The organism is Polaromonas sp. (assembly GCF_029945685.1).
In the GTDB taxonomy this organism is placed as follows: domain Bacteria; phylum Pseudomonadota; class Gammaproteobacteria; order Burkholderiales; family Burkholderiaceae_C; genus Polaromonas.
The window spans coordinates 79,578-97,025 of record NZ_JAQSDA010000011.1 but is presented as its reverse complement, the minus strand read 5'-3'; the positions used below and the strand labels follow the sequence as shown (position 1 = coordinate 97,025).

The 17,448-nt window shown below is 60.9% G+C and carries 18 protein-coding genes; 6 read left to right on the top strand and 12 right to left on the bottom strand.

Annotated features, from left to right (window positions below):
* A partial coding sequence (locus PSV26_RS08430) for an HAD-IC family P-type ATPase (RefSeq protein WP_300569880.1) occupies positions 1 to 685 on the bottom strand: 685 nt, incomplete at its 3' end.
* A gap of 310 nt (positions 686 to 995) precedes the next feature.
* On the opposite strand from PSV26_RS08430, the gene PSV26_RS08425 reads away from it, so the two are divergent.
* Positions 996 to 1,709, top strand: coding sequence for a YebC/PmpR family DNA-binding transcriptional regulator (locus PSV26_RS08425; RefSeq protein WP_300514554.1), 714 nt, complete (start codon positions 996 to 998; stop codon positions 1,707 to 1,709).
* Positions 1,710 to 1,772: 63 nt separating this feature from the next.
* Positions 1,773 to 2,021, top strand: coding sequence for a DUF3297 family protein (locus PSV26_RS08420; RefSeq protein WP_300569755.1), 249 nt, complete (start codon positions 1,773 to 1,775; stop codon positions 2,019 to 2,021).
* Positions 2,022 to 2,269: 248 nt separating this feature from the next.
* On the opposite strand, the gene PSV26_RS08415 is transcribed toward PSV26_RS08420, so the two are convergent.
* Positions 2,270 to 2,701, bottom strand: a complete 432-nt coding sequence (locus PSV26_RS08415) for a VOC family protein (protein ID WP_300569752.1) — start codon at positions 2,699 to 2,701, stop codon at positions 2,270 to 2,272.
* A 255-nt stretch (positions 2,702 to 2,956) separates the two neighbouring features.
* On the opposite strand from PSV26_RS08415, the gene PSV26_RS08410 reads away from it, so the two are divergent.
* Both PSV26_RS08410 and PSV26_RS08405 read left to right on the top strand, forming a co-directional pair.
* On the top strand, positions 2,957 to 5,020 hold the full coding sequence (locus PSV26_RS08410) for a DUF87 domain-containing protein (protein WP_300569749.1): 2,064 nt from the start codon (positions 2,957 to 2,959) through the stop codon (positions 5,018 to 5,020).
* 99 nt (positions 5,021 to 5,119) lie between these two features.
* Positions 5,120 to 6,127: a DUF1566 domain-containing protein gene (locus PSV26_RS08405; protein ID WP_300569747.1), complete on the top strand. Its 1,008-nt coding sequence runs from the start codon at positions 5,120 to 5,122 to the stop codon at positions 6,125 to 6,127.
* 166 nt (positions 6,128 to 6,293) lie between these two features.
* On the opposite strand, the gene PSV26_RS08400 is transcribed toward PSV26_RS08405, so the two are convergent.
* The 4 genes from PSV26_RS08400 to clpB form a co-directional block, all read right to left on the bottom strand.
* Positions 6,294 to 6,875: a trans-aconitate 2-methyltransferase gene (locus tag PSV26_RS08400; RefSeq protein WP_300569745.1), complete on the bottom strand. Its 582-nt coding sequence runs from the start codon at positions 6,873 to 6,875 to the stop codon at positions 6,294 to 6,296.
* Between the two features lie 239 nt (positions 6,876 to 7,114).
* Positions 7,115 to 7,465, bottom strand: coding sequence for a DNA-binding transcriptional regulator (locus PSV26_RS08395; protein WP_300569743.1), 351 nt, complete (start codon positions 7,463 to 7,465; stop codon positions 7,115 to 7,117).
* On the bottom strand, positions 7,437 to 7,832 hold the full coding sequence (locus tag PSV26_RS08390) for a type II toxin-antitoxin system RelE/ParE family toxin (protein ID WP_096696366.1): 396 nt from the start codon (positions 7,830 to 7,832) through the stop codon (positions 7,437 to 7,439). The genes PSV26_RS08395 and PSV26_RS08390 overlap by 29 nt, the downstream gene beginning before the upstream one ends.
* A 344-nt stretch (positions 7,833 to 8,176) precedes the next feature.
* Positions 8,177 to 10,777 (bottom strand): ATP-dependent chaperone ClpB, encoded by a 2,601-nt coding sequence (gene clpB, locus PSV26_RS08385; RefSeq protein ID WP_300569740.1) that lies wholly within the window; start codon positions 10,775 to 10,777, stop codon positions 8,177 to 8,179.
* 158 nt (positions 10,778 to 10,935) lie between these two features.
* On the opposite strand from clpB, the gene PSV26_RS08380 reads away from it, so the two are divergent.
* A complete protein-coding gene (locus tag PSV26_RS08380) occupies positions 10,936 to 11,553 on the top strand; it encodes a hypothetical protein (RefSeq protein ID WP_300512552.1) in 618 nt (205 codons plus the stop codon).
* Positions 11,554 to 11,605: 52 nt separating this feature from the next.
* Here the strand turns inward: PSV26_RS08380 and PSV26_RS08375 are convergent, their stop codons facing one another.
* Positions 11,606 to 12,844, bottom strand: coding sequence for a flavin-dependent oxidoreductase (locus PSV26_RS08375; RefSeq protein ID WP_300569737.1), 1,239 nt, complete (start codon positions 12,842 to 12,844; stop codon positions 11,606 to 11,608).
* Positions 12,845 to 12,934: 90 nt separating this feature from the next.
* The gene (locus PSV26_RS08370) at positions 12,935 to 13,939 is read right to left on the bottom strand and encodes a tripartite tricarboxylate transporter substrate binding protein (RefSeq protein WP_300512554.1); all 1,005 of its coding nucleotides are present in this window, start codon (positions 13,937 to 13,939) and stop codon (positions 12,935 to 12,937) included.
* A gap of 106 nt (positions 13,940 to 14,045) precedes the next feature.
* Here PSV26_RS08370 and PSV26_RS08365 point away from each other — a divergent pair, with 106 nt between their 5' ends.
* Complete coding sequence (locus PSV26_RS08365) at positions 14,046 to 14,540, top strand: MarR family transcriptional regulator (protein ID WP_300512556.1); 495 nt, start codon at positions 14,046 to 14,048, stop codon at positions 14,538 to 14,540.
* A 109-nt stretch (positions 14,541 to 14,649) separates the two neighbouring features.
* On the opposite strand, the gene moaE is transcribed toward PSV26_RS08365, so the two are convergent.
* From moaE to mobB, 4 genes are all read right to left on the bottom strand, one after another.
* Positions 14,650 to 15,123: a molybdopterin synthase catalytic subunit MoaE gene (gene moaE / locus PSV26_RS08360; protein WP_300512557.1), complete on the bottom strand. Its 474-nt coding sequence runs from the start codon at positions 15,121 to 15,123 to the stop codon at positions 14,650 to 14,652.
* A 1-nt stretch (position 15,124) separates the two neighbouring features.
* A complete protein-coding gene (moaD, locus tag PSV26_RS08355) occupies positions 15,125 to 15,376 on the bottom strand; it encodes a molybdopterin converting factor subunit 1 (protein WP_300512559.1) in 252 nt (83 codons plus the stop codon).
* Between the two features lie 235 nt (positions 15,377 to 15,611).
* Positions 15,612 to 16,874 (bottom strand): gephyrin-like molybdotransferase Glp, encoded by a 1,263-nt coding sequence (glp, locus tag PSV26_RS08350; protein ID WP_300569734.1) that lies wholly within the window; start codon positions 16,872 to 16,874, stop codon positions 15,612 to 15,614.
* Positions 16,871 to 17,404 (bottom strand): molybdopterin-guanine dinucleotide biosynthesis protein B, encoded by a 534-nt coding sequence (mobB, locus tag PSV26_RS08345; protein ID WP_300562450.1) that lies wholly within the window; start codon positions 17,402 to 17,404, stop codon positions 16,871 to 16,873. Before mobB ends, glp begins: the two co-directional genes overlap by 4 nt.
* Positions 17,405 to 17,448: the final 44 nt, after the last annotated feature.

Below are 17,448 nucleotides of genomic sequence, written 5' to 3'. Positions count from 1 at the left end.
CGCTGCCCCCCGAGGGGGCTGGCCTTGCTTGGGGCGGCCCGGCGCTGGCGGCCGATGCCCCCACGCTTGCCACTTCGTGTGCTGCGCTGCCCCCCGAGGGGGCTGGCCTTGCTTGGGGCGGCCCGGCGCTGGCGGCCGAGGCCGGCGTGCCGTCGCCGCCCGGCACGGGGGCGGGGGCATCGCCGGCCCCCGGTGCCAGGGGCAGCTTGGTCACGGGCACGGCCTCACCCGTGAGCAGCGATTCATCAACCTCCAGCTGACCGTCCACCAGCAGCGCATCGGCGGCAATACGGTCGCCCTCGTGCAGCACCAGCAGGTCACCCAGCACCACCTCGCGTCCGGCAATGCGCTGCTCCAGGCCGTCCCGAATCACCAGGGCGCGCGGAGCCGACAGGTCACGCAGCGACTCCAGCGCACGCTGCGTCTTGCGCTCCTGCACCAGCGTGATGGCGATGACCACGAACACAAAACTCAGCAGGAACAGCGCCTCGCCCCGGTCGCCCAGCGCCAGGTAGATGCCACCGGCGGCCAGCAGCATCAGGAACATCGGTTCGGTGACCACTTCGCGCACGATGGCAGCGGTGGACTTGGGTTCGCTGCCGGGCAGCAGGTTGGGGCCCTGCTCGGCGAAGCGGCGTGTCGCCTCGCTGGCGCTCAGGCCCTGGCGGGCGGCTGCCGCGGGCATTGCACTGGGGGGCTGGGGCCGGGGAGACGCTGGAGGGGGTGTGGCCATTTTTTTTAGATCAGGGGTTGGGCGAGTGGCGGCCATACGGCACGGCTCCCGTTTCCTGATGGTAGACGAGTCAGCGTTCGACCAGCCCGGGACAGGGTTGCGTGCGCGCCTGACCTTCGGCAGGCGGCCGGAATCGACCGGGGATGGGTGTATAACCGGAACCCTTGGGTGATGTGCTTCGGTGTTTCAGACAGCGCGCATGACCCCCTCCCCCGAACCAGCCAGGCGCATGCAAGCGCCGCAACACCAAGGAATTTCAAGCATGGGCGCGCAGTGGAAAGCAAAAGGCAAGGAACTGGCAGCCAATGCCAAGGGCAAGCTGTTTGGCCGACTGGCCAAGGACATCATGATCGCGGCACGCAACGGCGCCGACCCGGCGTCGAACGCACGCCTGCGGCTGGTGGTCGAGCAGGCCCGCAAGGTCTCCATGCCCAAGGACACCCTGGAGCGCGCCATCAAGAAAGGCGCCGGCCTCACGGGAGATGTGGTTCATTACGAACACGTGATTTACGAAGGTTTCGCACCGCACCGTGTGCCCGTCATGGTCGAATGCCTGACCGACAACCTGAACCGCACCGCCCCTGAAATGCGCGTGTTGTTCCGCAAGGGGCAGCTGGGCACCTCCGGCTCCGTGTCCTGGGATTTCGACCATGTCGGCATGATCGAGGCTGAACCCGCGGCAGCGGGCGCCGACCCCGAGCTGGCCGCGATTGAAGCCGGCGCCCAGGACTTCGAGCCCGGCGATGAAGACGGCACCACGATGTTTCTGACCGATGCGACCGACCTCGACATCGTCAGCCGCGCGCTGCCGGCCCATGGCTTTACCGTGCTGTCGGCCAAGCTCGGCTACAAGGCCAAAAACCCTGTCGACCCGGCCAGCCTGAGCGCCGCGGACCTGGAAGAAGTGGAAGCCTTCCTGGCCGCCATCGACGGCAACGACGATGTGCAAAATGTGTTTGCGGGCCTGGGGGGTTGAAGCGGGTGCCCGGCCCAAATCAGGGAAAATGGCTGACGATTCGCGCTAACCCAAAAAACATCCATGACCGACACCCTTGAACGCCCCCCTCTGCCCGACCACCTGTCCGCAGACCCGCGCAGCCCGCACCACGTTGCCGCCGTGTTTGAACACGACATCGGTATCCGCTTCAACGACAAAGAGCGCACCGACGTCGAGGAGTACTGCATCAGCGAGCGCTGGATCAAGGTGCCCGCCGGCAAGGCGCTGGACCGCAAGGGCCAGCCGCTGATGATCAAGCTCAAGGGCAAAGTCGAGTCGTTTTACAAGTAAGTGGCTTCCTGCTTCCCCTGTTTTCCAGCACCGGGCACCCCCTATTCCAATCATTGGCAGCGGCGAGCGGCTGGTCGGCTGAGCACCCAGCCTGACCTGGTGGCTGCACTGGGGCGTGCGACAGATCCAGAAGCGTGAGTTTTTAGCCAATCCGGCTGCAAATGACGCATCAAAACGTGCTGTAGCCCAATGGATTCGGGCGCGAGAAGCTACTGATTCCATAGCAATCCGCGCACCCCCCAGAGGCTTCAGGCGCGCGCAGGGCCCTTCAACTCCACCGTATTGCCGTCGGGGTCAGAGAGGTAAAGCGACAGGCCCTCCCCCTCCGCCCCGAAGTTCACGGCAGCCGGCCCATGGGTGGGTATGTTGTACGCGGCAAGGTGCTGCGTCAGAGCCGCTTCATCAAAGGGTTCAACCCGAAGGCACAGATGATCGACATTACGGCCCTCCTTCGCCGGGCCAGCGCCACCCCGCTGCCCGAGCTTGCCGTCGAGCGCGACCAGGTCAATCATGGAGCTGCCGGCTGACAGATGGATGAGGCCAAGGTCATCTCGCCTTCTGGCGACTTTGCAGCCCAGCACATTGCAGTAAAAAGAGATGGCGCGTTCATGGCTTGCGACACGAAGCACGATGTGGTCGATGTGCTGGATGGTGAAGTTGGGTGTCGGCGCGAGCGCCATGTTTGACTCCTGGTGCGTTTTTGACGCCCGCGAGTATCCTCCTGCCAATGGTGCGCTGCAAGTGCGGCACTCGATGCGGCATCGTTCGTTGCAGTTCTCCTTAATCACATAAACAGCTGCATATATCCTCCATTTGAAGGATGTGTCCGGCATGGTTTCTTTGTACCCTGTCACGGCTGCCTATCGGGATATGTGTTCAATTAGTACCAGGGAGAGAACAAATGACCATGAAGCTAACCATACTTGGTGACGCGAATGAGTAAAGCGTACCGTCTGTCATTGATTGCAATGGCGATCTTCACGCTGATCTGCGTAAGCTACTTTGCTACAGGCAGTTTTTCTTTTGCGAGTCAGTTTTGGTTCGCATCAGGATTGCTGCTGCTGGTGCTACTTTCATTAATTGATCAGCCACATTTTTCAAAAGACGCAAACATATTTGTAAATGCTGCGACGGCTGCTATGTCGCTATTGTTGGTCACCAGCGGGGATAGGGATTTTCTGTACTGGTGCTTTTTTTCCGCAACTGTCTATTTGTTGATTTCGAGCTACCTGTTGCTTTGGTTCCGCGAGCGCCCGCTGGCCGGTGAATTGAGGCTCATTAGATTCGTGAGTCGCCTGAATCGAGAACTCGGTAAGCCTGAAACGCTTTTTTCAGCTTTTTTCCTGTGGGGAGCTTTTAAGCAATTCGGTAGTAATTCTGACCAATTCAATGCGCTGTTCTTGTTTTGGGTCGTATTCGCCGTGCTTAATATTCCGAGTGTTGCGAAAACAATTGAAGAACTTCTGTTTGATAAAACTACTGATAGGAGCGACGCTGCACTTGGCCAGATTTTTGGCGTGCAGTCGAAGAATACTTTTTTGGTCAAACTTCTCGATTCGTCGAGACGAAAGCAAATGGCTCGGCTCTTTAGCTTTGTGGAGTTTTATTACTCCTCAGAGGAGAAACTCAGACATGGTTTGATCATTGATGTTTATATGCTAGATCGAGAACAATGGATCAAAGTATTGTCGAATTCGGAAATTGAGAAAATTTTTCTTGGCGTTCAGGTAAGTGACCCTAGATCGGCAGATGTCATCTACTTAGTCGGCGATGTTCCGATGAATGATGTTGTTGAACGACTAGTTGGCGTAGTAACTGAAAACAGCCGGATTGACAATGTCAAATTTATCTACAATTCGAAGACACACATCGAAGAGGGTCAACTAGTTGAGATTGTTGTTAACGGTCGAAACGTTCTCTATCAAATAGTGGAGGGCGTGACCCGAATAGAAACTCTGGAACAAAAGAATCAAACGGGACTCATCATTGGAGAAGCCTTTCAGTTGGGTACGTGGAATTCGGAAAAACTACAGTTTGAACAGCTTGGTTGGGTGCCAACAATCAACTCGCCCGTATTTCTGGCTAGAAATATTGAAGAGCCACCTACCGCCAACGACGAGTATGTAATCGGGCGAATACCAAATACGAACTACCCGGTCACGTTAAACAAATCGTTGGCAATGTCTCACCATATGGCGGTCATTGGAGTAACGGGCACGGGAAAATCTGTTTTCTCCCGCAATTTAATCCGGCAGTTTTTGAATGTCGCTGATACGAAATGCATCTGTATTGATTTCACTGGCGAGTACGTGGGAAAGTTTGAGGACTTGAACGCGCGCAGCATCATATCGCAGGAAGTCTCTGCTCAGTTGTTTAAAAAAATTGATGCCATTGAGCGCGCTATGGCAGACAACTATGGCAAAGACACTGACAAAACAATTGTTGCAAAGAAGGAGATATCCGAGAGCATTTTTGCTGAGTTAGAGGCCTTCCTGAAGAGCGACGATAAGCTAGCGATTTTTGAACTCCCTGAGGTAGAAAATACCTCTGGTGTATTGACCTACACGAAGACGTTTTTTCGCATCCTGTTTCACATTGCCAAGAAGCATAAGAATTTTGGTCGGCGAATTAGTCTTGTGTTGGAAGAAGCTCACACAATCGTTCCAGAATGGAATTTTTCCGGGGTCTCTGACAAAGTGTCGCAACCATTGTTGAACAGCATTGCCCAGATTGCCTTGCAAGGTCGAAAATACAACGTCGGTCTTTTGGTCATTGCGCAAAGGACGGCTAATGTATCAAAAACGATCCTAACGCAATGCAATACGATTGTGTCATTTCAAGAATTTGATAAAACGAGCAGCGAATTTTTGGCAAATTATTTTGGCCAGGAAGTCGTTGTGACTCTTCCCAGATTGAAGTTTAGGCAGGCAATTGCCGCGGGCAAAGCATTTAAATCTAGCGTACCGATGATTTTTGAAGTGCCTGAGATGGATGCCTGAGTTCAAGCAATGGACAGAGAGCCCCTGCAACAAATACACAGGGCCATCAGCCAAACTGGAATCGTTTGCCCATCGAAGAATTTGCTCAGGAGACTGCCCTTGAACCTATCGCCGTACTTGTTAGCGGTGGCTCTCGCCTTGCCGCTGACGGGCATCGCCCAGAGTCGCTTCGAAGTTTCCGCAGATGGGCATCAGGTGCTTGACCGCCAAACGAACCTGGTCTGGAAAAGGTGCGCCGAGGGCCAGGGCTGGAACGGATCAGCGTGTGTGGGCTCTGCCAGCAAGCTCACGTTTGATGAAGCACTGGTCGCGACAGCCAATTCTTCGGGCTGGCGCCTTCCCGCAATCAAAGAACTCTTCAGCATCGCAAGGACGGACGAAACAGGGCTAGTGCCCGAGGCGAATCGCCCGTCAGAAAACACCGGCTTGGTCTTCTGGGCATCGACGCCACGCGCAGCTACGCCTCAATTTACGGCCTGGGGTGTCGATCTGGGCTGGGCGACGACATTACCAGACCTGCGAACCGCAACCAACCACGTGCGGATGGTTCGTTTTGCGCCCTCGCTGACCAACAGCGCAAAGTCTCCGAATGACAGAGGTGTCAGTTTTAAAACGATAGCGGGCCCCGACGGTCAACCCTATGCCCGCACCGAATGCGTTCTCGACGCCGTCACAGGATTGACGTGGGAAGGCAAGCCTTCGGATGGAAGTTTCAGGGATAAAGCCAACAGGTACACCAACTTCGACAATCAGGACAAGACGCAAGTGATGGTTTCCAATGTGCCGTCGCGTCCTTCACCGGATCAGCTAACGGCAGCAACCAATGCTCTGACTTACGTCAAAGCTGTGAATGCGGCGAAGCTATGCGGATATTCTGACTGGCGTTTGCCATCAATGGCCGAACTGCATGATCTGGTGAATTTCGGCAACGCAGCGCCGCCAATGCTTGACTCGGCGTGGTTTCCCAATACACCCACCCCATTCTTCTACTGGACCTCCGAAGCACATCCCGCGAACCCTACATCGGCCAGGGTATTGAATCTGGCTTTGGGCGCGGCGCGGGCGACATCGCGCGCGACGCCGGGCTACGTTCGTCTCGTACGCTGACATGGCAAAGCCGGTTTCATGCGCGGCCTCTGCATGTTCGCCGCAGATCCACCGCAACACGGCACGATGACTGTTTGCGGGCAACGGCGTCATGCAACGATCAGTGGCGTCTCCGGGTAAATTTGTTACTCGGCTCCCAGGGGACGTGGCCGTCATCTGCGAAAACTCAGGCCTCCGTGCGCTCAAGCACCACTTCCCAAAGGGCTTTGGACCTGACGTACTTTTTGGTGACAAAGTGCTCAAGCGAAAGCCTGTTCCAGCCTTCTGCAAAAAGTGACGTGATCGCGGCTTCATTGAAAAAGCGCTTGGGTTCACCCTTGACCATGAAAAAGTTGGGCTCGATTTCAGGGTGGCCGCTGGCGCCGAAGTGGTGGTCCTGGTCGGAGTTGAGGCGGCAAAGAAAGACGCCGCCGGGGCGCAAGGCTGAACGGATGCGCCCGACCAGAGCCTGCGTCTCAGACCAGGAAAAATAGTGAAGTGACAGGCTGGCGACGATAACCCCCAGCTCACTTGCCACTTCGGGGAAGGGTTCTCGCACGTCTCGGCACTCCACCACTGCCGCCGGTACACGAAGCTTCGTGATGCCGGCTGATACGCTGGAAAGATCGAAGGCGTGAACCTTCAACCCGGCACCGGCAAGAACAGCCGTGTCGTCTCCGTGGCCACATCCGATCTCCAGCACGGGGCCGGAGTCTGCCCGTTCAAGCACAAGGGAAAGCCATCGATTGAGCCAGGGATCGGTGAACATTTTTTAGACGCCTTCGATATATCCCGCAAAGTGCGGACTGACACCGCGGGCCACGATGTGACTTTACAGGCGCCGGCACGCCAGGCCCGCTTTTGCCTGTGCAAGAGCCGTGGCTTGAGGTTTTCATGCATCAAACAGGCCGTAAGCCCTTATTCGTCGGGCGCAAGCAGCTACTTATTTAATAGCATCTAATCGCTCAGCCTGACCTTCCGCCCTCTTCCCACCCGGCAAAAAATCCGTCAAAGAACCGCTTCCAATCCTTTGCGGTCAAGAAGACTTAGCAATTTGAGAGATGGGCCACTCGGGTGCTTTTCTCCACCCTCCCATTTGCGCACGGTTGACAGGCTGGTATTCAAAACGGCGGCGAGCACAGCCTGGCTAAGCTGAAGGTGATCGCGCAGAGCACGGATTTTCTCGCTGTCATAGTCAGGGACGGACTCCATGCACAACGCATCGAATTGATGCATGTTGCGCTTGCTGATAAACCCGAGGCGATGAAAATCGCGAGCCGTTTCGTGCACAGCGTCAAATATCGGGCTTTTGGCCTTGGTACTTCGGGCTTTAACTGGGGTCTGATTTTTTGGGGTCATGGCAAATTTCCTCTAACGATGCATCTATAACGGCTTGATCGAGCTCCGGGCCTGATCTGGCTAGCAACTGCTCGGCAATACCCTGCAAGGCCTCAAGTTCGTCGTCTGCAATATTCGCTCGGTCATTTTTTTCAAAACCGAAAACGAAAAACCATCGATCGCCTTTATTGGTCGCGATAAGCGTTCTGACACCCCCGCGCTTGCCGCGGCCCGCTATCCCGATGCGCTTCTTGACCACACTGCCACCTAATTCGGCATCAATCAAACCCTGCGCCATTTCCGTCACTGCAGCGCACAAGGCGCTATTGGTCAATTCTGTTTTACGCATCCAGCGGCTGAAATGACGGGTTTTGAACACTCGCTTCATTTTCAAATTATGCCACTTAGTACCTCAGTATGCGTCCTCAAAAAAAACCCGCTTTTGCCTTCGCAAGAGCGGGTTTTCAGGTTTTCATGTATCAAACAGGCCGCTAGGAGTCTGCGCGGCAGAAGGCGTCGAAGCGAAAAGCGGCCCCAGCGAGGACAGTTTTTGCCGGATTTTCAGCCCCATAGCCGTCGCTATGGGGCAATAAGCCGGTGAAAAATGGACCGCTGCGGTCGCTTTGCAGCCGACGGTCCTTCTGCCGCGCAGACTCCTAGCCCTTATACAGCGGGCGCAGGCAGCTACTGATTAAATAGCAATCTGCGCCACCTCCGGGGCTCAGTGAGGGCTCAGCTTGTGGCGCGGTCGAACTTGAACACGCCGGGTTCGCGCACCGGGTCCACATCCACCGGGATCGTGCTCTTGGGCAGGAAACGCCCTTCGAGCAGCAGCTTGGACAGCGGGTTTTCAATCCGCTGCTGGATCGCCCGCTTGAGCGGCCGGGCACCGAACACCGGGTCGAAGCCGACCTTGGCGAGTTCGGCAATCGCCGCTTCCGACACCTCCATCGTGAGGTCCATCTTCTGCAGGCGCTCCATGAGCACCTTGAGCTGGATGCGTGCGATGGACTCGATGTTTTTCGCGTCGAGCGAGTGGAACACCACGGTTTCGTCGATGCGGTTCAAAAACTCGGGGCGGAAGTAGTTCTTCAGCTCGCCCTCCACCGCTTCCTTGACGTCTTCATACGGCTGGCCGACCATGGACTGGATGATGGGTGAGCCGATGTTGCTGGTCATCACGATCACGGTGTTCTTGAAGTCCACGGTGCGGCCCTGGCCGTCGGTCAGGCGGCCGTCGTCGAGCACCTGCAGCAGCACGTTGAACACATCGGGGTGGGCTTTTTCCACCTCGTCGAGCAGCAGCACGCTGTAGGGCTTGCGCCGCACGGCTTCGGTCAGGTAGCCGCCCTCTTCGTAACCCACATAACCCGGAGGCGCGCCAATCAGGCGGGCCACCGAGTGTTTTTCCATGAACTCGCTCATGTCGACGCGGATCAGGTGGTCTTCGCTGTCGAACAGAAAGCCGGCCAGCGCCTTGCACAACTCGGTCTTGCCAACGCCGGTGGGGCCCAGGAACAGGAAAGAGCCGGTCGGGCGGTTCGGGTCACTCAGGCCCGAGCGTGAGCGGCGGATCGCGTTGGCGACCGCACCAATGGCTTCGTCCTGGCCGACCACACGTTCGTGCAGCTTGCCTTCCATCAGCAGCAGCTTGTCGCGTTCGCCCTGCATCAGTTTGCTGACCGGGATGCCGGTGGCGCGCGCCACGACCTCGGCGATCTCTTCGGCGCCGACCTGGGTGCGCAGCAAGGTGGGCGCGCTGGTGGCGCCCTTCTTGTCTTCGGTGTCCTGCGCTTCCTTCAGGCGCTTTTCCAGCTCGGGCAGCTTGCCGTATTGCAGCTCGGCGACCTTGTTGAAGTCACCCTTGCGGGTGAACTCCTCGATCTGGAAGCGGATGCGGTCGATTTCTTCCATCACGTCCTTGGAACCCAGGGCCTGCGCTTTTTCCGCCTGCCAGATTTCGTCGAGGTCGGAGATTTCCTTCTGCAGCTTGGCGATTTCTTCCTCGATCAGGCCGAAACGTTTCTGCGAGGACTCGTCCTTTTCGCGGCGCACGGCCTCGCGCTCGATCTGGAGCTGGATCAGCCGGCGGTCGAGTTTGTCCATGACCTCGGGCTTGGAGTCCATCTCGATCTTGATCTTGGCCGCGGCCTCGTCGATCAGGTCGATCGCCTTGTCGGGCAGGAAGCGGTCGGTGATGTAGCGGTGGCTCAGCTCGGCGGCGGCCACGATGGCCGGGTCGGTGATCTGGACGCCATGGTGCACCTCGTACTTTTCCTGAAGGCCGCGCAGGATGGCAATCGTCGCTTCCACGGTCGGCTCGCCCACCAGAATCTTCTGGAAGCGGCGCTCAAGGGCGGCGTCTTTTTCGATGTACTTGCGGTATTCGTCGAGTGTGGTCGCGCCCACGCAATGCAGCTCGCCGCGCGCCAGTGCGGGCTTGAGCATGTTGCCGGCGTCCATCGCGCCTTCGGCCTTGCCGGCGCCCACCATGGTGTGCAGCTCGTCGATGAAAACAATGGTCTGGCCTTCGTCCTTGGCCAGTTCCTTCAACACGGTTTTCAGGCGCTCCTCGAACTCGCCGCGGAACTTGGCGCCGGCCAGCAGTGCGGCCATGTCCAGGCTCAGCACGCGTTTGCCCTTGAGCGAATCCGGTACCTCGCCCGCAACAATGCGCTGGGCCAGGCCTTCCACAATCGCGGTCTTGCCGACGCCGGGCTCGCCGATCAGCACCGGGTTGTTCTTGGTGCGGCGCTGCAGCACTTGGATGGCGCGGCGGATCTCGTCATCACGGCCAATCACCGGGTCGAGCTTGCCCATGCGGGCGCGCTCGGTCAGGTCCATGGTGTATTTCTTGAGGGCTTCGCGCTGGCCTTCGGCTTCGGGGCTGTCCATCTTCTCGCCGCCGCGCACGGCATCGATGGCCGCCTCCAGCGCCTTGCGTGTCAGGCCGGCCTCTTTGGCGAGCTTGCCGACCTCGGCCTTGCTGTCGGCCACGGCCAGCAAAAACAGCTCGCCGGCGATGAACTGGTCACCGCGCTTGATGGATTCCTTTTCGGTGGCCTGCAGCAGCTTGCCAAGCTCGGGGCCAACCTGGATCTGCTCCTGGCCCGACACCGTCGGCAGCTTTTTGACAGCGGCGTCAGCGGCGGCCTGCAAGGCCGACACGTTGACACCGGCACGCTGCAGCAGCGCTTTGGGGCCGTCTTCCTGGCCCAGCATGGCGGCCAGCAGGTGCACCGGCTCGATGTAGGCGTTGTCGTTGCCCAGTGCAAGCGACTGTGCGTCACTGAGCGCTTCCTGGAATTTGGTGGTGAGTTTGTCCTGGCGCATGGCGTCCCTTGGTGAATTTGATTGTTGAAGATCTGGGGCTGGACCCGGGGCTTTTCAATAGTCCTTGTTCGCCGCTTCCCTTTATGCACAGCCTGGCCCGGGTGCGGCTTGACGGAGATCAAGCCCCCGGGGAACAGGCGGCGGACTAAAATGAAACCATGAACATTCACCAGGTGTCGGTCAGTTACGTCCAGGAGCAGGACCGCCTGATGATCCGCATCAACGGACGGGACGGCGGCGAGTTGCGCGCCTGGCTCACCCGGCGCCTGGCGCTGGCGCTGCTGCCCGTGCTTGATAAAACCGCGGCCGACCAGACCCGCAAGGTGGCGGCCCCGCAGGAGGCGGCCACCAGCCTGGACGAGCAGCGCGGCCAGTTGCTGACAACCTTCCAGAAAGAAGCGACGCTGCGCAGCGGGGATTTTGAAACCCCTTACCGCGACCAGCCCGGCCCGCCCGCCGACGTGGCGGTGGGCCCCGAACCCTTGCTGCTGACCGAGGTCAAGGTCACCCTGATGGGCAATGGCCAGCTGCGCCTGCAGCTGTTTGAAAAATTTCCCGGGCAGGCCACGGTGCGCGATTTCCAGGTGATGATGGATGCGCAACTGAGCAACGGCTTGCTGCACCTGCTGCACCAGGCCGTGAAGCACTCGCAGTGGCTCACCGTGCCGGCAGCCGCGGCGGCCGCGCCAAACGACGTCGTGGTGCAGGACGCAGTGCCCGACACCGAGCCTGCCGACCTGTCCGTTGAACTGTCCCGGCCCAAATACCTGAACTGAAAGCCTGGGCTTGCGGATGGAGGCCGGCGTTTGCGCCGGCCCCTGGCCCGCCCTACTTCCTGCCCGCTTCGAGTGAGAAGCCAGCCACCTGCTTGTAGTGGTCCGATATCGCGCGCAACTCCTGCTGGCTGATCAGCGCGTCGATGTCCGCAAAAGGCTTGCCGCCGCTCAGCTCGTCCACCTTGATGTTGATGAAATCGGGCGGCACCGAGCGATTGGTCAGCACGATGTTCGCGGTCGGGGCCAGCCGCAACTGCTCGTAAGCCTGCAGCGCGGCGCGGGCATCGCCTCCGGCCTGCAGCGCCAGCTGTTCGGCCAGCACACGCGCGTCGATCAGGGCCTGGGCCGAGCCGTTGGAGCCGCGCGGGTACATCGGGTGGGCAGCATCACCCAGCAAGGTCACGCGGCCGAAGGTCCACTGCGGCACCGGGTCCTTGTCGACCATGGGGTACTCGAGGATCTGCTCGGCGTTGGCGATCAGCGCCGACACATCCAGCCAGGGGAAACGCCAGTCCTTGAAGATGCCGAGGAAATCCTTCAGGTCGCCCTTCTGGTTCCAGTCGTTCATGGCGGCGTTGTCCCGCTGGATCTCGGCCACCCAGTTGATCAGCTGGTGGCCCTCCTCGTCGAGCTTGTCGACGATGGGGTAGATCACCATCTTGCCGGTATCGATGGAACCCACACGCATGTAGCTGCGGCCGGTCAGAATGGGTTGGTGCCGCGTCACGCCGCGCCAGGTGTTGATACCTGCAAACGCGACTTTTTCGTCGGGATAGAACTGGCGCCGCAGCGTGGAGTTGACGCCGTCGCAGGCGATCACCACGTCGGCTGTCACCGGCGGCAGTCGCGTGCCGCTGGAGGTCTGCGTGAAATGCAGGGTGGCGCCGCTATCGTCCTGCTCCACCTGCACGCAGCGGCGGTTGGTGTGGACAGCGTCGGGGCTCAGGCGCTCCAGCGCCGCTTCGTAGAGCAGCCGGTGCAGCTTGCCGCGCGGAAGGCCTATCTCGGGCAAGGCGTAGCCGGCGTGGCGGCCGCGCGGCTCCCTGTAGATGAACTGGCCGAAGCGGTTGAAAAACACGCTTTCCTCGTTTTCGATGCCGACACCTTCGATCTGGCCCTGCAGGCCGAGCGCCGCCAGCTCGCGCATGGCGTGCGGCAGCAGCGTGATGCCGACGCCGAGTTCCCTGACCTCCGGCACGGTTTCAAAAACCTCGCTGCGGATGCCGCGTTGATGCAGCGCGAGCGCCAGGCTCAGCCCGCCTATGCCGCCGCCGACGATGGCTATCTTCATGGTGTTCCTGTGGGTTTCCCCGATGTATGGATAAAAATGGCCGCCAGCCCTTGACCGGCGGGCGCCGCCAGCTATGTATTCAGGAGCAGCTCAGTTGGCGGTGATGCCCTGGGCCTGGATCAGCCCGGCCCAGCGCTTCGCATCCATCTCGACCAGGCTTTTGAACTCGCCCGGCGTGCTTCCAGTCGGGTCCATGCCCTGGGTCTGGAATGCCTTCTTGACCTCGTCGCTCAGCAGGATCTCGCGGATCTCCCGGTTGTACAGGGCAACCAGTTCGGGCGAGGTGCCCGGTGGCGCAAAAATGCCGTACCACATGTCCACATTGACCTTGCCGGCTCTGGCCTCCACCAGCGTCGGCACGTCGGGCAGCAGCGCGTGGCGCTTGTCGCTGCCGATCCCCAGCGCCACCAGCCGGCCGGACTTCACATGCGGCAGGGCCACGTGGATGGGCAGGAACATGGTTTCGATCTGGCCGCCGAGCAAGTCGGTCAGAGCCGGACCCGTGCCCCGGTATGGGATGTGCGTGACAAACACACCCGCCGTGGTCTTGAACAGCTCCATCGCCAGGTGGTGCGGCGTGCCAACACCGGGCGAGCCGTAGTTGATGCGGCCCGGGGTTTTGCGGGCGGCCGCCACCAGGTCCGAGGCGCTTTTAAAACCGGTCTTGGGGTTGGCCACCAGCAGCAGCTGGCCCCAGCTGGTCAGCGTCACCGGCGTCAGGTCCTTCACCGGATCGAAAGTCAGCTGCGGGTAGAGGCTGGCGTTCATCACCAGCGTGTTGACCGTCACCAGCAGTGTGCTGCCGTTGGGCGCGGCACGCACCACGGCCTCGGTGCCGATGTTGCCGGACGCACCGGCACGGTTGTCCACCACCACCGGCCGCCCCAGGCGCTCGGACAGCCGCGGGCCCACGGTGCGGGCAATCAGGTCAATGCCGGTGCCCGGCGTGAAAGGCACGATCAGGCGAATCGGCGCCTGCGGCAAAACCGGCACCGGGGCGCCCTGGGCCAGGGCCCCTGCCCCTGCGCCGACAGCCGCCAACAGGAGACCGAGCTTGACGGCGAGCCGACGGCGTGGAGAAATACTGATCTGCATCAAACATCCTTTTAGGTTTGCATGCTAACCATTATTGGCTTGCAGCGACAAGGCACAATCCATGAATTCCCTTAGATCAACCTGCTGACGAGAACTTTTTACTGCCGTGCCCGCCTTCCACAAGCTGACCCAACTCTACGCGCGTCCCGGTTTCCTGCTGCGCCGGGCGCATCAGATATCGACCGCGGTTTTCGAAGACGAATGCCGCAGCGTGGGGCTGACGCCGGCACAGTTCGGCGTGCTCAGCGTGCTGCGCGCTACCCCGGGGCTGGACCAGTCCACGCTGGCACGCGCGCTCGGCTTCGACAAGGTGACGGTGCTGCGGGTGCTGCGCGGCCTCGAAACGCGGGGCCTGATAGAGCGCGCACCGGCGCCAGCGAGCCGGCGCAATCTGGCGGTGTCGCTGTCGGCCGAAGGGCTGGCGCTGCTCAAGCAGGCACAGGAACCCGCCGACCGGGCGTACGACCGCCTGATGGCACCACTGAGCAAGGCCCAGCAGGCTCAACTGGTGGAGCTGTTGCAACTGCTGGCCAAGGGGCTGGAAAACGACGCCCGCGCCGCCTTTGTGCCGCCGGACCAGAAAGCCCGCACCGAAGCCTGAGCCCGGGAGCCTGTCAGTCGCGGTGCGTCGACAGCGAAATCGCCCCCGGGTCCGCTGCGGCCGATTTGCAGCCGATTCGCAGCCGATTACTCCCAGGCCCGACAGGCGCCTAGACGTTGGAGGCCTGGATGCCCCACCTGGCCAGCGCTGCGTCGTCGCTGACCCGTGCATCGACCCAGCGCGCGCCCTCCGGCGTCTGCTCTTTTTTCCAGAACGGTGCCTGGGTCTTGAGGTAGTCCATCAGGAACTCGCAGGCCCGGAAACTCTCACCGCGGTGCGCTGAGGTCACCGCCACCATCACCACCTGGTCCAGCGGCTGCAGCAGCCCGACCCGGTGAATCACGCGGGCGCCGAAAATATCGAAGCGCACCATGGCCTCGTCAATCATGGCCTCGATGGCTTTTTCGGTCATGCCCGGGTAGTGCTCGAGCTCCATGCTGCTGACATTCAGGCCGTCATTGCGGTCACGTACGGTGCCCGTGAAGGTGCACACGGCGCCGACGCGTTTGTCGTTTGCGCGCAGGGCGGCAACCTCGTCGCCGAGATGGAAGTCGCCGGTCTGGATGCTCACGCGATCAGCCATCTCAGCCCCCGGTCACCGGCGGGAAAAACGCAACCTCGCAGCCGTCCGTCAGCGCCGCCGACTCGTCGCTCATGACCTGGTTGAGCGCCATGCGCACCGACTTGCCGCGCGCCAGCGCCTCGGCGTAGGCCGGGCCGCGCGTCATCAACTCGTCGCGCAGGGCGGCCAGGCTGGCGGCTGCGGTGTCGATCTGCTCGCTGCCCCGCCCGACGGCTTCACGCACGGACGCAAAATACCTGATGGTGATCTTCAACCTGGATTCCTCAGTTGACCGCTTGTAATCGCTGGGCAAGCCGCATAAACACTCACTTCCTCAGACACGAACACCGTCACCATTTGGGCGGTAGCGCTACGCACCCGATTGAGCGCTTGACGCCACGCCCGACTGCGTTGCTCCGCCTTGCAGGCAGTAGCCTGCCGCGTTGTCACGCCTTGCCAGACGCGCCGCCAAGGACCCACTCGGGCGCGTTCAACTGAGGAATCCAGGTTCATGCCAGCCACTGCGAAAAAGCGATGAAGCGCACGGTGTCGCCGTGCGCGATGGTCTGGCCCGACGGGTTGTCCACCACGCCGTCGCCCCAGACGGCCGAGGTCAGCACACCCGAACTCTGGTTGGGAAACAGGTCCAGCCCGCCGGCCGCATTGCGCCGCACCCGCAGGAATTCACGGCGCTTATCGGCCCGCGGCCAGGTGAAATGGGCGGTAGCCGCTATCGATTTTGGAGCAACGTCAATCACCCCCTGGAGCCTGAGCAGGAAGGGCTGCACCAGCAGCAGAAAGGTCAGAAAACTGGAAACCGGGTTGCCCGGCAGTCCCATGAAATGCGCCGCACCGACGCGGCCATAGGCAAAAGGCTTGCCCGGCTTCATGGCAATCTGCCAGAGGTCAAGCGAGCCGAGCTGCTGCACGGCCGGCTTGATGTGGTCCTCTTCCCCGACGGACACCCCGCCACTGGTCAGGATGAGGTCATGGGCCTGGCTGGCGCTGCGCAGCGCGTCCAGCGTGGCATCGCGCTTATCCGGCACGATGCCCAGGTCGCTGACCTCGCAGCCCAGCCGCAGCAGCAAGGCACGCAGGAAGAAACGGTTGGAGTTGTAGATGGCGCCGGGCCGCATCTGCGCGGGCGCCACCTCGCCGGGCATCACGAGTTCGTCGCCGGTGGAAAACAGCGCCACCCGCGGGCGCCGCGCCACCTGCAGCCGGTCCATGCCAATACTGGCCGCCAGCCCAAGACCAGCGGGCGTGAGGCGCTCCCCTTTTGAGAGCACGGTAGCCCCGCGCGTGACGTCTTCGCCGGCGCGGCGTATCCACTGGCCGGGCCGGGGAAGCTGGCGGACGCTGACATGACCTTCGCGGTCGGGGAGCGGCACGCAGTCTTCCTGCATCACCACCGCGTCGGCCCCGGCAGGAATCGGCGCGCCGGTAAAAATGCGGGCCACCGTGCCGGGTTCCAGCGCACTGCCGCTGCTGCCGGCTGCAATGCGTTGCGACACACGCAGCACCACCCCCTCGTCGGCCATCTCGGTGCTGCGCACCGCGTAACCGTCCATGGCGCTGTTGTCGTCAGGCGGTACCTGCAGCGCCGAAACCACGTCCTCGGCCAGCACCCGGCCGTCAGCGTCGAAGGTGAACACCGTGTCGCTGCCGGCCAGTGGTTCGGCGCGGCCGAGCAGCTCGGCCAGTGCCGCGTCGAGGGCCTTAAGCGGCGGGCGCGTCGCAGGTTTTTCGGAGGAGGCGGCGGAAGCGTTCATGCATACAACTCGGCGCAGTAGACAAATCGTTCCTGATTCTCGATCAACCAGCCCGCGACAGCATCGGGGTCGTTCAAATCCAGCACCGGCCTGAGGGTGGTTTCGGGCAGGCGGTCCGGCGAGTCGGTGGCAATCGCGACCACAAAATCGTCGTCCGGGTAACGCGCCGGTTTGCCGGAGTCGGCGCGCCAGACCTCGACCTTGAGCAGGTCACTGCTCTTGAAACCTTCCACCAGCACCCAGTCCACACCCTCGTACAGCTCGGCGATCAGGTGGTGCACCGAAAGCGCCCGGGGCTGCTCGAACTCGCGCATCAGCGCCAGCCGGTTGTCCGAGGCCACGACCACCTCAAAGGCGCCGGCCTGCCGGTGCCGGTACGTGTCCTTGCCCGGCTGGTCGATGTCGAAGCTGTGGTGGGCGTGTTTGACGACCGAAACCCGCAAACCGCGCAGCCTGAGCGCGGGAATCAGGCTTTCCACCAGGGTGGTTTTTCCCGACCCGGAATAACCGGCAAATGCAACAACGTTCATAAACTGTCTTCGGCCGATCCTGATTTGCTATCAACACTATAGCT

Bases quoted from the DNA above. Each gene is read 5' to 3' on its own strand.
- clpB (WP_300569740.1), bottom strand. From the start codon at position 10,777: ATGCGCCAGGACAAACTCACCACCAAATTCCAGGAAGCGCTCAGTGAC.
- PSV26_RS08410 (WP_300569749.1), top strand. From the start codon at position 2,957: ATGAGTAAAGCGTACCGTCTGTCATTGATTGCAATGGCGATCTTCACG.
- PSV26_RS08415 (WP_300569752.1), bottom strand. From the start codon at position 2,701: ATGGCGCTCGCGCCGACACCCAACTTCACCATCCAGCACATCGACCAC.
- PSV26_RS08420 (WP_300569755.1), top strand. From the start codon at position 1,773: ATGACCGACACCCTTGAACGCCCCCCTCTGCCCGACCACCTGTCCGCA.
- PSV26_RS08395 (WP_300569743.1), bottom strand. From the start codon at position 7,465: ATGACCCCAAAAAATCAGACCCCAGTTAAAGCCCGAAGTACCAAGGCC.
- PSV26_RS08390 (WP_096696366.1), bottom strand. From the start codon at position 7,832: ATGAAGCGAGTGTTCAAAACCCGTCATTTCAGCCGCTGGATGCGTAAA.
- moaE (WP_300512557.1), bottom strand. From the start codon at position 15,123: ATGGCTGATCGCGTGAGCATCCAGACCGGCGACTTCCATCTCGGCGAC.
- PSV26_RS08400 (WP_300569745.1), bottom strand. From the start codon at position 6,875: ATGTTCACCGATCCCTGGCTCAATCGATGGCTTTCCCTTGTGCTTGAA.
- glp (WP_300569734.1), bottom strand. From the start codon at position 16,874: ATGAACGCTTCCGCCGCCTCCTCCGAAAAACCTGCGACGCGCCCGCCG.
- PSV26_RS08370 (WP_300512554.1), bottom strand. From the start codon at position 13,939: ATGCAGATCAGTATTTCTCCACGCCGTCGGCTCGCCGTCAAGCTCGGT.
- mobB (WP_300562450.1), bottom strand. From the start codon at position 17,404: ATGAACGTTGTTGCATTTGCCGGTTATTCCGGGTCGGGAAAAACCACC.
- PSV26_RS08425 (WP_300514554.1), top strand. From the start codon at position 996: ATGGGCGCGCAGTGGAAAGCAAAAGGCAAGGAACTGGCAGCCAATGCC.
- PSV26_RS08375 (WP_300569737.1), bottom strand. From the start codon at position 12,844: ATGAAGATAGCCATCGTCGGCGGCGGCATAGGCGGGCTGAGCCTGGCG.
- PSV26_RS08380 (WP_300512552.1), top strand. From the start codon at position 10,936: ATGAACATTCACCAGGTGTCGGTCAGTTACGTCCAGGAGCAGGACCGC.